Source organism: Flavobacterium urocaniciphilum, from assembly GCF_900110615.1.
GTDB lineage: Bacteria > Bacteroidota > Bacteroidia > Flavobacteriales > Flavobacteriaceae > Flavobacterium > Flavobacterium urocaniciphilum.
Window position 1 is genome coordinate 157,266 of sequence record NZ_FOEI01000003.1, and the last position, 13,036, is coordinate 170,301.

Annotated in this window: 22 protein-coding genes; 8 read left to right on the plus strand and 14 right to left on the minus strand. The window is 35.7% G+C overall.

What is annotated here, in order from left to right:
* From BMY86_RS07545 to BMY86_RS07555, 3 genes are read right to left on the minus strand one after another with little or no spacing between them, the layout of a single operon-like run.
* Entirely contained in the window at nucleotides 1-408 is a 408-nt protein-coding gene (locus tag BMY86_RS07545) for a hypothetical protein (protein ID WP_091467205.1), read from the minus strand.
* Between the two features lie 3 nt (nucleotides 409-411).
* The gene (locus BMY86_RS07550) at nucleotides 412-1,254 is read right to left on the minus strand and encodes a hypothetical protein (protein ID WP_091467207.1); all 843 of its coding nucleotides are present in this window, start codon (nucleotides 1,252-1,254) and stop codon (nucleotides 412-414) included.
* Nucleotides 1,255-1,279: 25 nt separating this feature from the next.
* Nucleotides 1,280-2,326, minus strand: a complete 1,047-nt coding sequence (locus tag BMY86_RS07555) for a hypothetical protein (protein WP_245745617.1) — start codon at nucleotides 2,324-2,326, stop codon at nucleotides 1,280-1,282.
* Between the two features lie 134 nt (nucleotides 2,327-2,460).
* Here BMY86_RS07555 and BMY86_RS07560 point away from each other — a divergent pair, with 134 nt between their 5' ends.
* Genes BMY86_RS07560 through BMY86_RS07595 form a run of 8 tightly spaced genes read left to right on the plus strand, consistent with a single transcriptional unit; the run spans nucleotide 2,461 to nucleotide 8,741 of the window.
* Nucleotides 2,461-2,748, plus strand: a complete 288-nt coding sequence (locus BMY86_RS07560) for an oxidase (RefSeq protein ID WP_091467210.1) — start codon at nucleotides 2,461-2,463, stop codon at nucleotides 2,746-2,748.
* Nucleotides 2,732-3,220, plus strand: a complete 489-nt coding sequence (locus tag BMY86_RS07565) for a terminase gpP N-terminus-related DNA-binding protein (RefSeq protein ID WP_091467212.1) — start codon at nucleotides 2,732-2,734, stop codon at nucleotides 3,218-3,220. The genes BMY86_RS07560 and BMY86_RS07565 overlap by 17 nt, the downstream gene beginning before the upstream one ends.
* A complete protein-coding gene (locus BMY86_RS13060; RefSeq protein WP_091467214.1) occupies nucleotides 3,213-4,769 on the plus strand; it encodes a hypothetical protein in 1,557 nt (518 codons plus the stop codon). The genes BMY86_RS07565 and BMY86_RS13060 overlap by 8 nt, the downstream gene beginning before the upstream one ends.
* Nucleotides 4,766-5,245, plus strand: coding sequence for a hypothetical protein (locus tag BMY86_RS07575; protein ID WP_091467216.1), 480 nt, complete (start codon nucleotides 4,766-4,768; stop codon nucleotides 5,243-5,245). The genes BMY86_RS13060 and BMY86_RS07575 overlap by 4 nt, the downstream gene beginning before the upstream one ends.
* Before the next feature lie 2 nt (nucleotides 5,246-5,247).
* Complete coding sequence (locus BMY86_RS07580) at nucleotides 5,248-5,679, plus strand: phage protein Gp36 family protein (protein WP_091467219.1); 432 nt, start codon at nucleotides 5,248-5,250, stop codon at nucleotides 5,677-5,679.
* Nucleotides 5,679-6,176 (plus strand): hypothetical protein, encoded by a 498-nt coding sequence (locus tag BMY86_RS07585; protein WP_091467222.1) that lies wholly within the window; start codon nucleotides 5,679-5,681, stop codon nucleotides 6,174-6,176. The genes BMY86_RS07580 and BMY86_RS07585 overlap by 1 nt, the downstream gene beginning before the upstream one ends.
* Before the next feature lies 1 nt (nucleotide 6,177).
* Nucleotides 6,178-7,452, plus strand: coding sequence for a phage portal protein family protein (locus BMY86_RS07590; RefSeq protein WP_091467225.1), 1,275 nt, complete (start codon nucleotides 6,178-6,180; stop codon nucleotides 7,450-7,452).
* Nucleotides 7,453-7,463: 11 nt separating this feature from the next.
* A complete protein-coding gene (locus tag BMY86_RS07595) occupies nucleotides 7,464-8,741 on the plus strand; it encodes a phage minor head protein (protein ID WP_091467227.1) in 1,278 nt (425 codons plus the stop codon).
* Nucleotides 8,742-8,831: 90 nt separating this feature from the next.
* Here BMY86_RS07595 and BMY86_RS07600 read toward each other — a convergent pair whose 3' ends face one another.
* The 11 genes from BMY86_RS07600 to BMY86_RS07645 form a co-directional block, all read right to left on the minus strand.
* The gene (locus BMY86_RS07600; RefSeq protein ID WP_091467230.1) at nucleotides 8,832-9,062 is read right to left on the minus strand and encodes a hypothetical protein; all 231 of its coding nucleotides are present in this window, start codon (nucleotides 9,060-9,062) and stop codon (nucleotides 8,832-8,834) included.
* A gap of 83 nt (nucleotides 9,063-9,145) precedes the next feature.
* Complete coding sequence (locus BMY86_RS07605) at nucleotides 9,146-9,496, minus strand: PH domain-containing protein (RefSeq protein WP_091467233.1); 351 nt, start codon at nucleotides 9,494-9,496, stop codon at nucleotides 9,146-9,148.
* A 71-nt stretch (nucleotides 9,497-9,567) separates the two neighbouring features.
* Nucleotides 9,568-9,780 carry a hypothetical protein gene (locus tag BMY86_RS07610; protein ID WP_091467236.1) on the minus strand — a complete coding sequence of 71 codons (213 nt, stop codon included), beginning with the start codon at nucleotides 9,778-9,780 and terminating at the stop codon, nucleotides 9,568-9,570.
* A 3-nt stretch (nucleotides 9,781-9,783) separates the two neighbouring features.
* A complete protein-coding gene (locus BMY86_RS12975) occupies nucleotides 9,784-10,023 on the minus strand; it encodes a hypothetical protein (RefSeq protein ID WP_143065623.1) in 240 nt (79 codons plus the stop codon).
* Complete coding sequence (locus BMY86_RS13065; RefSeq protein WP_177177146.1) at nucleotides 10,020-10,160, minus strand: hypothetical protein; 141 nt, start codon at nucleotides 10,158-10,160, stop codon at nucleotides 10,020-10,022. The genes BMY86_RS12975 and BMY86_RS13065 overlap by 4 nt, the downstream gene beginning before the upstream one ends.
* Nucleotides 10,160-10,756 (minus strand): KilA-N domain-containing protein, encoded by a 597-nt coding sequence (locus tag BMY86_RS07615; RefSeq protein ID WP_245745618.1) that lies wholly within the window; start codon nucleotides 10,754-10,756, stop codon nucleotides 10,160-10,162. The genes BMY86_RS13065 and BMY86_RS07615 overlap by 1 nt, the downstream gene beginning before the upstream one ends.
* 249 nt (nucleotides 10,757-11,005) lie before the next feature.
* The gene (locus tag BMY86_RS07620; RefSeq protein WP_091467239.1) at nucleotides 11,006-11,458 is read right to left on the minus strand and encodes a hypothetical protein; all 453 of its coding nucleotides are present in this window, start codon (nucleotides 11,456-11,458) and stop codon (nucleotides 11,006-11,008) included.
* Entirely contained in the window at nucleotides 11,455-11,790 is a 336-nt protein-coding gene (locus BMY86_RS07625) for a hypothetical protein (RefSeq protein WP_091467242.1), read from the minus strand. The genes BMY86_RS07620 and BMY86_RS07625 overlap by 4 nt, the downstream gene beginning before the upstream one ends.
* A complete protein-coding gene (locus BMY86_RS07630; RefSeq protein ID WP_091467245.1) occupies nucleotides 11,787-12,023 on the minus strand; it encodes a hypothetical protein in 237 nt (78 codons plus the stop codon). Before BMY86_RS07630 ends, BMY86_RS07625 begins: the two co-directional genes overlap by 4 nt.
* 208 nt (nucleotides 12,024-12,231) lie before the next feature.
* Nucleotides 12,232-12,714, minus strand: coding sequence for a hypothetical protein (locus BMY86_RS07640; RefSeq protein ID WP_091467249.1), 483 nt, complete (start codon nucleotides 12,712-12,714; stop codon nucleotides 12,232-12,234).
* The gene (locus BMY86_RS07645) at nucleotides 12,689-12,955 is read right to left on the minus strand and encodes a hypothetical protein (RefSeq protein WP_091467252.1); all 267 of its coding nucleotides are present in this window, start codon (nucleotides 12,953-12,955) and stop codon (nucleotides 12,689-12,691) included. The genes BMY86_RS07640 and BMY86_RS07645 overlap by 26 nt, the downstream gene beginning before the upstream one ends.
* Nucleotides 12,956-13,036 lie beyond the last annotated feature (81 nt).

Genomic DNA, 13,036 nt, shown 5'->3' on the forward strand with positions numbered 1-13,036 from the left:
TTAATCAATTGGATTATTTGCTTTATAGTCCTCCAACGCCTTAATCAAAGTCTCCGCTTTTTGGTCGGGAGTTTCAATATTTAAAACTTTTACTAAAGCCTTAATAGCGTTGTAATTTTCCTTTTTTAATCCAGACGCTAACAACTGTTTTTGCTCCTCGGTTAATTGAGTATTGCTGTCTTCAGTTTGGTCTGTATCGCTTTCGACATGGTTTGGGTTCTTGAATTCAAAAACTTCATTACCCTCTAATGTATTAGCGTGATCAGATGCGAAATTTCGCTTTAAGAACATGAAACCATCAGCAGTTAAAAAAACTACTTTAGCATCTTTGTTTTTTGCAAAATATTCGGTTGCTTTTTTTTGTAAAGCCTCTTTATCAAAAGAGGCTTCTTTTACTAACTCACTCATGGGCTACAGAATTGCTCCCAAATATTTTGGGTTGGTTGCACGAATGTTACCCACAAGAGCTCTTTGAGCAAATGAAATTTCGTCAGACTGCGATGCAGCAGAACGTAAAGTTTCGTAAACTTCGGTGTCACCAAAACAACGGAAAACCTCGTCAGTTACCCAAGTGAATGAGCAAACTTTGTCTCCATTTTCTTTAACAGCCCCAAAAGGTTTTTTAACACCAGCAGAAGTATAAAGAGCATTTTTGTTGTATCTGAATACTTTAAAGCCGTACATTGTGTTAGTACTCAAAATCTCTTTATAAAGGTTTTTGTTTTCCTTTTTGATTCGAGCCATGTGGTCAGCTGTTAAACAGATATTCATACCGTCGTAAATATCAAGGCCATTGTAGAATGCCTCCATATCAATAATTGCATCAATGATTGAAGCGTTTGCGTCCAAGTTCATGATTTTGTTAAAATCATTATTCGCATTTGGCGACCAAGCGAAAGCCGCTCTTACACCGATATTTTTAGATAACGATGTTTTGTGACGGTTGATAACACTCATACGTTTGTTGTATGATAACTCAACTTCTTGTAAGTCTCTGTGGCGAGTTCTTGCCGTTGAGTAGGTTTTTAAAACTACCTCATTAGGTATATCCGTGATAGCCTGTAAAGGCAAATCATTTTCGTTACCTTCAAAATAGTTTTCGTAAACATCTGGCTCGATACCTGCCTCTGCAAGGTGGAGCTTATTGTTTTCTACGTACTCGGATTTATCCGTAGACGCAAAAACAAAACTTGTATTTGGGATTGGATTCTCTTGAATACCTGCAATCCAAACTTCCTTTTGTAAACCTGCCATTTATCTCTTTTTTTTATGGTTATGATTATTTTTTCTCTACGTGTCTAACTCCGTTAGCGTAGTCTTTAGCCAATTTTGCATATTGCTCTGGGTTTTCTTCTTTGATTTTGCGAAGTTTTACCGTGTCGAATTTTTGCAAATAGTCGAAAGTCTCCTCTTGAGTTCCGGCACCGTTACCAGAGCCTTTGCCTCCAAGTACAACTTCTTTAACAGTTTGGTGTGTTGCCGCTTGGCCACCCTCTGCCTCTTTATCCGAAATCAATTTTGAAAGCGTGACTTTTTGACCGTCAAAATCGCTCTCAAATGCGTTGATTTGCGTTTGTTTCAATGCCTCGGGAATTAATCCTAAAGACACCGCCTTTTCAACTAAAGCGGTAGCCTCTGCTGTTTGGATACCCTTTAATTTTACCTTTAAATCGGACGCCTCTTTTTCTGCGGTTTCTTTGGCTAATTTTAAGCCCTGTACTTCCTTTAAAACAGTGTCCTCTGTACTATCTGCCGATAGTGCTAATGCTAATGCAATGGTTTTTAAGTGTGACATATTTCTATCATTTTCTAATTTTACTTTTTGAAGTTGCACAGGTTTTCCGTCTTTGGATAGTTTAATAGCATCATCGTTACCGCCAATATCAACTATTGAAATCTCTACCAGTTTACACGCCGTAACCGTTTCGTAAACTTGACCCGGTAAAACCAATTCTGTGTCTGATGATGTAGCCTTTACATCGGCGTACATGGAAGCCATTCGGATATAACCACGTTCTACCTTTCCGGCAATCTTTTGGGCGAACTCGTCTTTTTCGTCAAATTCTATCGTAGCAACTAAATCGGTGTCTTTTTTATAAATTTTAAGGCAACGCCCAATAACGGCACTTCCTTTACCGTCTTCCTTTTTTTCAAACTCTCGCTCGTGCATAAATAGCACTACCGGGTTACGCATATATTGAGTATAATCGATACCGTCCGTTAAAATGCGGTATTTATACTCGTTTACGTTTTCGGTATTTATGATAAAATCATGAGTCATTTTACATCCTGTTTTATTTTGGGTTTTGTCTAAATCTTGGAGCAAAATTGTAGCGTTTTTGAAGTATAAAAAAATTGAGTTCCAACGCTTGTACTCAATAAATACAAGGGTTATGCAAAATAAACACAAGGTTTGAAATTGAATTTTATTGCTAATTATAGGAAGTCGAATTTTGCTCTATGAATGATATTTTATTAGATCGTAACGGCGACTTAAATTTTAAAAATGGCGACCTTGATATTGGCTATTCTGATAACCAACATCAAGAACATATACTCATTGCCAATAAAGGGGAATACAGAGAGTTCCCGGAGCTTGGCGTAGGCATACACCAAATGCTTGACGATGACAATTACATGAGTGTATTAATTGAGGCAAAGAAAAACCTCGAGTACGACGGTATGAAAATTAACAATATCAAATTTGAGGCAAACGGTAATTTAAACATCGATGGACAATACAAGTAAAAAGGGCGGTAGATTAACGGCAGTTGAACGTGATTATAAAAAAAGCCAAGGCAAAGACTTATTTATAAAAGGCTTTACGCTTACCAATATTTCAGAAATTATAGGGGTGGGTGTTAAAACGCTATCCGGGTGGAGAGATACCGACGAATGGGAAAAGGAAAAGGAGCTAAACAATATTAGGCCTTCCGAAATTAAACGTATGATTTTAGAGTACGTTCGTGACTTAAAAAATGGAGATACTCCGCTATACAAAGCCGATGACCTTTCCAAAATTTCGGCAGCCTTTGATAGGCTAAACGATAGCCGTAAAAAAGCGGTTTACACCATGGAGAGTTTTGACGATTTTAGTCAGTTTATGATGGTAAAAGCCGGGAACAATACAGGCAAAAAACGTGAGGATTTAATCGAACTGTTAAAATTAGTTAGACCCTATTTTGACCAATATATAACCGAACTATTGCAACATGACTAAAACGGAATTAAAAGAGGCAAAAGAAAAGTATTTTCAAAAGTCTAAAATGATTCAGTTACTTTCTTATAATTCGCTTTTCAAAGAAACGGCGGAACAACAAGAACAACGAATTAAACGACTTTTAAAGCCGGAAAACTATTTAGAGTTTTTCGAGTATTACTTTGGCGTAAATTCAGGGTTAGCCTTGGCGGATGCTCCGTGTGCTCAATTTCATTTAAACAGTTATTTAAACGTATTTAAAAACCCTTTAATAAAACAGCAACGCCGTTGGTTTCGTGGTGCGGCTAAATCAATACATACAAACGTTGGTAACCTCACTCACTTAAAAGAAAATAACGAAGTGAATTTTGCCTTAATCATTGGTAGAACCGAAGGACACTCTAAACTTTTGCTTTCTGATTTACAGTTGCATTTAGAAAGTAACGAACGCTATATAAAAGACTTTGGTTTACAAATGCAATACGGCTCTTGGGCAGACGGACAATTTGAAACCAATGACAGTAAGTTTTTTATGGCGTTAGGTTTAAATCAACCTTTTAGAGGTTTAAGAAACAATGCAAATCGTCCAGACTTTGCCTCAATGGATGACTTGGAGGACAGAAAACAGGCTAAAAATATTGAACTTACTAAAGAGAATGTTCAAAAGTTAACAGGTGATTTAGGAAAGGCAGGACAAAAAGGAAGATTTAGACAAATTATGCCAAACAATTACATCGTAAAAAATGGAATTGTTGACGGCTATGCAGAGAAATATAAAAACTCTCCAAACCTTGACATTTCAACCGTTAATTTATGCGATAAAGATTTTAATCCATCGTGGCCAGAACGCTATACAAAAGATGAGTGTATTGATATTGTAAACGATACCGATTACCACACAAGTCAGCGAGAGGATTTTAACAACCCTGTTGAGGAGGGAAAAAGAATTAAAGCCGAGTGGATACATTATAAAAAAACACATGGCAATCAAATTCATAACGGGTTAATTAGTCATTGGGATTTATCTTACTCCGATGATGGCGATTACAAAGCCGGGGCAATAGTTTCAATCGACAAAGGGCGTGCTCATGTTTTGGAAATCTTTAACAGACAAACCGCCCGACCTGTAGCAATGAATATGCACTATGAGTGGCAAAAAAAATACAATTTAAAAGGTATGTCTATCATTTCTTTTTATGATGCTACAGCTGCTCAAAAAGTTGTTTATGAGCCTGATTGGTTAATAGCGTGTGAAGAAAACAACGCTGTTGATATTCCGTTTCCTGACCACGCCTCGGGAGATAAACACGACCGTATAGATGCCACGCTTACCAGTGCTTTTATGCGTGGTTTAATAACATTTGATGAAAAATTAAAAGATACTCCAGATATGGAAAAGGCTTTAGACCATATTTTATCATTTGAAAAAGGTTGTAAAACGCCCGATGATATTTTAGATGTGTTAGAAACCTGTGTTAGAAAAGGTAGGCTCTTGTTTGGTTATTCTCAAAAAGAAGATAGTAACCAAAAACCAGTAATCGGAAAACGCAATAAAAAACGTAGAGTATGACACCACGAAAAGAACTATTTACAAAAATACAAGAGGCACTTAAAAACGGTGTACAAGAGTTGGAGTTAGTGGATTTACAACGTAAACAATTTGCAAACCCCGAAAAGAACTACCCGAGTTATTGGACATCTGCCTTAATTGATATAAAGGCAATTCGTTGGGAGAGTATGGTAGAAAATAAACAAGAGGGCGAGTGTACCGTAGATGTAACGCTTTATTGTAAAGACGGATGGCTTGACCAACACGACGGAACTGCGGATACAAACGGAGGTTTAACCGAGATTGATTTAATTGATGCAATGGTTGAAAGCCTACAATTTTTAAAAGGCGATTATTTCAAACCATTAGAGTTAAGTAACGAAAGTTCGGAGGATGTTGATAGCGAAATAATGAGCTATACGCTCTCCTTTACCACTTTAATTTACAGGAGAGTTAATCCAAGATACAGTAATAGAACTATAACCATAAATCCTTGATTATGTTTTTAGAAAAGGCAGAATTAAAAACAGTTGCTACCGATGAAATTATTAATAAAATCATCAATAACGACGACAGTATAGTAACCGATATTATTTTAGAAAGCATTGATTTAATGTCGAGTTATTTATATCAATATTTCGACACCGAAGCTATTTTTAATGCTTCGGGAGACGACAGAAATAGAACCGTTTTAAAACACTTAAAAGGCATTGTAATACATGAAATTTACATCCGCCGTACAAAGGTTTTTAACGAGGTTGCCAAGGCACGATATGACGAGGCCATGTTATGGCTCGAAAAAGTATCGGAGGGCAAAATAAAACCTCCGTTGCCTATTAGACAAAACGACACCGATGGAGATGGAACTCCCGACACTCCTGCAACTTTTATGAAGTTAGGAAGTCGTAAAAATTACAAAAACCATTTCTAATGGCGGATTTATCAGAGTTGCAAAAACTACTCTATAGAGCCGCCCATGAAATGCCAAACAATGTTTTACGGATTATTGGAGTTGAGGGTAAAAACTTTATTGCAAAGAATTTTAGAGATGAGGGATTTACCGACACCAGTACACAAAAATGGGAGGAGCGTAAAACAGAAGACAAACAAGGGCGTGATATTACAAGGTACAGAACCAGCAGGAGAGGTAAGGCAGGGAATTTAAACCGATACGGTAGTAAAAATAAAGACAGAGCTATATTAACAGGCTTCGGAACTGGAGGCGATAAGTTAAAAAACTCCTTTCGTTATAAAATAAGTTTAGGAAGTAGTCAAGTTAGTTTTTACACCTATAAGGAATATGCCCAAAGACACAATGAGGGACTTGATGGAATGCCTAAACGCCAATTTATGGGTAAATCAAATTACTTGAATACCCAAATAAGTAATAAAGTAAAAAAGGAACTGGACAAATTATTAAAAAAATAGTATGCACAAAAATCGAAATAAAAACAGGACTCAAAGCCCAATAAAAGGAATTACGAAAAGTACCGTAAACCTTTCGGGTAACGCAATAGGTAAAAAAGTAACTTTATCGGGTGCAGATACCCAAAATATTGAAAAAGTTACCAAACTAATGGTTGATGTTATCCGCCGTCAAAGACGCCTTTGGAGAAAAGAGTTAAACGATTGGCAGGCTTCACGATTTGCACGTTATCAAGCGGAAGTTCCTAAAACTTACTTAATGCAAGAATTGTATCAAGATGTTATGCTTGACGGACACCTTACAGGAATTACAGGTAACCGCACATTAAGAACCACAAACAAAGATTACATTTTTACAATTGACGGTATTAAAGATGATGCTTTAACCGAACTTATCAAGGACAAAGAATGGTTTGAAAATATTATCCAATGGGCTCACGAATCTACCTATTACGGTTACTCTTTAATTTGGGTAAAAGATTTTGAAAAAGGTAACATTAAAGAAGTTGAACTCATCGAAAGAGGTTTAGTTGTTCCAGAGCATAAAGTTTTACTTTATGACATCAATGCCGATAAAGGTATAGATTACAGCACCATTAAAGATATTTTGCTATATGCCCAATTTTATGATAATGTAGGTTTATTAGAAAAAGCTGCGGTATATACTATTTTAAAACGCCACTCTTGGGGTAGTTGGGATGAGTTTGAGGAGTTGTTTGGTATTCCGATACGAATAGCAAAAATAGCTTCACAAAGTGAAACCGTAAAAAATGAAGTTGCAGGTTGGTTAGAAGAAATGGGGTCAGCTCCTTATGGGGTATTCCCAATTGGTACGGAGGTAGATATAAAAGAAAACAGCAAAACCGACTCTTTTAATGTATTCTTTCAAAAGATTAAAGCGTTAGATGCAGAGCTTTCAAAATTGGTTTTACACCAAACCATGACCACGGAAAACGGATCAAGCAAAGCACAAGGTAGCGTACACGAAAATACGCTTGAGGAGGTCATCTATGCAGACGAAAAAAAGGAACTAGCATTCCTTAATAATCGTTTAGTTCCTGCCATGCGTTTGCTTGGTTACAAAATACCAGATAAAGCAAAAATAGCTGTTGAAAAAACTACCGACCCAAACGACCAAATCAAAATAGACGGAGTTTTGTTAGGTGCAGGTTATGTATTAACTCAAGATTACATCGAGGAGACTTATGGTGTAGAAGTGGAAAGTATGCCGGGAGCTACTCAAGAAGTTAAAAAACCTGATAATACAAAAAAGCGTTAAGCCTGCTTAAATTGCATTATCGAACTCATTGCTGTGGCGAACATGAACCTATAAAGTTAAGCAAAGAGGACGACGATTTAAGTAGGCTAATTGAGGTTTATTTAAGGCAACTTTTTGACGATAGAGCCGTATCATCTGAAAATCAAAAGAAACTTTGGGAGTATTATTATAAAGAACTTTCGCAGGCAGTTGATGCAGGATACAAACCAAATCCCGAAATGTACGACCCCGCTTTAGCTCACTCATTAAAGTATAATATTGCTCAATTTTCTGCATTTAAAGAAACGAGTTTTAGAAAACAGTTAGAAGCTGCACTTACTAAAGACGGTAAAATATTGCCATGGGGAGAGTTTAAAGCCGTAGCAGATGAGTTGCATATAGAGTATAATCGTCGTTGGTTAAAAACCGAATATCATCATACTGTAGCGGTTGCCAATATGGCCGAAAAGTGGCAGGAGTTTGAGGCGGATGCCGATTTGTATCCTAACTTGAAAATTGTAACAGCAGGAGATGCTCGAGTGCGTGAATCACATAAAATTTTAGACGGTTTAACTTTACCCGTAAACCACTCCTTTTGGAAAAGTCATACACCGCCTTTTGACTGGGGGTGTCGTTGTGGTATTGTTCAAACAGACGAGGAGGCAAGCGAAAAAATACCAAATTTCAAGTTTAAAAAGGAGCATGAAAACAACCCTTATTATAGTGGTCAAATTTTCAACGGCAATCCTTATGAATTAGGACTTATTCCAGGAGATAAAAAAGAGGCAAAAAGCAAAGCGACTAAATACTTTAATAATAAAGTTTTGCAGTCGGATAGATCGGAGCAATTCAAAACATTATCAACTACCAAAAAGGGCAAAGTTTTAGAGCATTTATTAACTAAAAAAGGTGGAGATTATAACGATATTATAAAAACGGCTACCGAGTTTTCAAAGATGGGTAAAACAGCCGAGTTGATGCCAGAGATTAACGAAAAGGAGAAAACAATAAGAAGCCTTATTTTTCCAAATCTTAAATCAAAGACATCCAACCCGGATTTAAAAGTAGGTAATTTGTTCTTTGATATTAAACGACCAAAGGCAATAAAGAATATTTTAGGGAATGCAAACGGAGCATCAAAGCAGGGAGCAATAGCCGTTATTAGTGATAGTCAATTAGACAAACCGCTAACTGATAAAATAATGCAAAATAGGGCAATTCACATTTTTAAAGATAAGAATTACCAGTTTGACCAAGTAATTTTTTTAAAGGACGGTAAACTAATTATTTTCAATAGAAAAGGCGTATAATGTAAAATACACTATACGCCTTAGCGTTGCCCGACCCTCGAGTCTGACAATGCAAATATACAAATAATTTAATTACTTTTTAAAAAGCGTTTAAAAAAGTGAAGTTTGGTTTGGGTTGGATTGATTTTTTAAAATCGGTTTATCGGAGTAAATGCCCTCATAGCTTACGATAGCTTCTACCGTTCGCTCTGCTAAAAAGACTTTCTTTGCCACCTCCTCAATAACGCACTCAATACGCCACTTGGGGTATTTGTTTTGCGTTTCGTGAAACAGGCGACGAACATAATTATTACGCTCTTTAAATCTTTGCTCTTTAGACATGTAGCAAATTTATAAAGGAACGTTTAATTGTACAAGGCGATTTTTTTACATAAAAAAAGCTCACATTTCTGCGAGCTTTTAGTTTAAAGTCTTTTTGAAATCTCCCTCATAATCTCATAGGCTTGCTCACCATCATAAGTATCAACCTCTAAAGTAAGTCCACCAGTTCCAATAATTACCTCTTTTGAAATTGATAAAAAACCGCCTCTTTTTAGAGCCACAAAGTTAATTTTTGAAAAAGGTACAGATGTTAACGTTTTTTTACTACCTAATAGTTTTTTATCAACAAAGGCTACTCGTTTATCCGTAATGGCACAAAAATCTTCTTTTACAATATAAATTTTTACAACATTTTCGCCTTCGGGTAAAATCTTATCCAACTCCTTTTTAGCGTTTTCATTTACTTTTTGTTGTAATCCGTCAAAAAATCCCATATAATTAATATTTTTAGTTGTTTCCGTTCAAAAATAAAAAAACCGCTTGAATTAACAAGCGGTTGGTGTAATTATTCTTTTTTAAGGCAAATTTGTTCGGGTTCGGGTTCTAATAGCTTTACCAATTCAAACGCCCAAAAGTTTTCGTCTGGGTTGTGAAAATCTTTATTTTGAGTGGCTAATAAATCTAATACTGTTTTTTTCATGTGGTGTATTTCGTGTACATCTTTTGCCTTAATCTCGGTGCGGATTACTATGTTTCCGTTATCGTCTAACCAAATCATAACTTACTTATTTAAGGGTTGAACATCAATTGAATTGCCGTGCTGGTTGCAAATAGGGCAAAGTATAATGCGTTGCTCTACTTTTTCGTTGGCTACTAACACAATGGCTTTACGCTTGTTAATAATGGCGTGGTCGCATTCTAAAGTAGTGCGTATGTACCAGTTAAGCGGATGCAGGCTTTTGAAGTTTTTGGCAAACTGTGTCATGGCCTTTTTAGTGCGGAAGTATTTTGTAGCTTTCATTGTACATCTAATTTATTGATTAAACTTAAACGAAGTTCTTTATCTTCAATTCTTGCAACATCTAAAAGAATTTGAGCCATTTCCCTTTTTTTAAACTTATAAATGGTTTTACCTGACTTTGTTATTTTCTTTGCCATTATAATGAAAGTTTTAATTGGTTAGTTGCGTTTTTGTAGTTGTAATAGCCTTGTAATAAGTCGAAGTATTGACCTGTTATAAAGTTTCTACCAAATTTCATTTTAAAGTGTTGCGGAAATTTTGCTTTTCTACGACTTGCACTACTTTTTATTGACGCTCCTAATGATTTTAGGCATTCATTATATGGATAAAGTAATACGCCTTCATCAACAATAGGGTAAACATTGAGTTTCGGTTCTAAATGAAGTACTTGTTTGGTTAAAAGCTCTTCTAACTTTTCATTACAAGCTAAATAAAACTCTGGAGACAGCCATTGGGCAAAAAATAAAGCTACATTTTTCTCAAATAAAGTACCAAAATTAGTACCTCCATTCCTAACTACTTTTAAATCAGTCGGTAGGCATTTCTGCCTAACGGCTACTACTTCAATTAAATCCTTGGCTTGCTGGGTTCTAAGCCAATCTTTAGGAGTTTTACCAAAAGGTTTTGCCATTTGTGTGGCATTAACCATCATTTTGCCATTAAATTCTTCAAAGGCAACTTGGTTGCCGTGAAATTCCATCACTTCAACCAGTGTTTTGTTTTTTGCATTCATTTTATTTAGCTGTTAAATGTATGCGAGTTACCCACCGTAGAGTTGCTAAACACAATCGGTGAAGATAGGTCAGCATACCTTTCGGATACGCTACTCATAGCGAGTAACTCTTATTGTCGATAAAATTTTTACGGATTGCTCCGATTATGTTTAGCACGACAAACATACAAATTATTTTTTAAATTTTAATGGTTTTTTTAAAAAAAATCTACCTTAGCACTAAACAACTCTAATAAGACTATTTCTTTTTTAGGCTTTACTCCAGTCATCTTCAAAGTATCGTTGATTTATAAAAGTGGATAAATGAGCCTTTCCAGTTCCTTTACGTTGTAAATATTTATCGTAACCGGGCACAGCTAAAAAACATTTGATAATATCGGCCTCTTTTAATTTTTTGAATGCCTTTTCGCTTTCAATACGTTTAACCTTTAAGTTGTATTTGTCCCAAAGTGCCTCAAAGGTTAAAACGGGTTCGCCTTTTACAATTTCAAAATTGGCTTTTAGTTTAGTTTCCCATTCTTTTATTTGTTGTTCATAGTATGGGAAATTACCTTTTTTAAAAAGCCAGTTAAATTGCACTTCTGAGGGTATGCCCTCTAAAACTTTAAACTCATTTAAAGTACCGTTTAAATGATATTTAAACCGCCATACAGTTGCAGAGTTTTTACTTTTTACGGTGTAGGTAATTAACTGGTCGCTCATGCTAATTTTTGGTTTAAATCATCAATTACAAGGTTTACTCTTAATCTTACATAGTGGTTATCGGTGTAAGTGAATAACTCTCTTAAAATAATTTCTAAAGCCCAAGCCTCGTGATACTTTAATGTAATTTTATGCTTCTTTTTTGAATCGAATAAAGTGGCTTTTTTTACTAATTGTTTGGCTTTACTATCGAATTTATCGGCTAAATCGTAACCGATGGAGCGATAAACATTTACTTTTTTATCGTTTGACCTTTCCATATCGTAGATGTAACTTAAAAGTTCATTTACGGCAATAATAGAGTCGTTATTTAGTTTGAGTTCTATTTTCATTTTCTCTCATAAATTTCAAATTGAACGGAATAAGCTCGAGCATCGGGATTATATTTTCTGTATGTTGGTATTTGTTTCGGATCATCTCCAAACTCGATAAAACATTTGCGAATACTTTTAAGTTGCTCCTTTAAGTGTAGCTTATCTTTAGCAACTAATGTTAACGGTCGTTTATCTCCACCGTTATCATTTTTATACCATTTAATAGTCATAGTTCCTTCGTATGTTTTCATCTACAGTCGGTTTTTGGTTCGGTTACTATTTTGCCACAATAATCGCATTGTATGGCGGTTTTTTCGCAGTTTAAAACAACCTCAATAACTACTATACTGGTGTCTTTGTGGTCGCAGTTTTCGGGTGTTATATCATCAAAATCACATTTGTAATTTTCGCAGTAAGTAGGCCACTCGCATTTTAGTCGTGGGTTATGCTTACAAGGTTTCATTTGTGAATACTTTTGATGATACTGTTTAAAGCTGCAATTACTTTTTCAAGTTCAAAGGGTTGCATATCCTTGAGTGGCTTTTTTACTGGCGACCTATCGGACTTTAAAAAGTTGCTTAATCGTTCCATGTCGGGAATTTCTCCATATTTGTCGCTTGGTACAGTCCATTGAGCCTGATACATACAAGATAATATTACCCGATGCTTTTGGTTTGATTTGTCAAATACTGCCCAGTTTTCTGACAGGTCTCGACCTGTCGTTACTGGTGTTGAGCCTTCCTGTGTCATAATGATTTTTTTAGCCTGTGCTTGAGTAATTGACTTTAAACTTGTACGCTTTACATCGCCAGTAACCCATTGCACCCATTCGGCTTTAATATCATCTTTGTACTGGCAGTTTTTCATTATCCGATTAACTTGCCATGTGAGTATAGGCAAGTGGTCGCCTATGGTCTCATTTGGTTTTACTTTCGTTGCCATCGTCTTCATTAAGATTTGAGAAAAGAAAATCTTTTCTTAATTTGTATGCTGATTGTACCTTAACATCAATTTCAAAAGGTTCTTTTTTTAAATACTCTTTTATTCTCTCCTTGGCTAATTTTACTGCAAGTTCTTGAGAGGTTTCAAAAACAATACCTTGTACAAAACTTGATTTGTAACCTACTTTGTTAGGTATTAACTTTAATTTTACGTGATACGCATTGTCATTTTTTTTGCCCATTGTTGTATAATTTAAAAATTTGCTCCCGGCAAAGACTCGAACTTTGACTGTATGCCATTCGGGAAATCCACCTGACTAAAC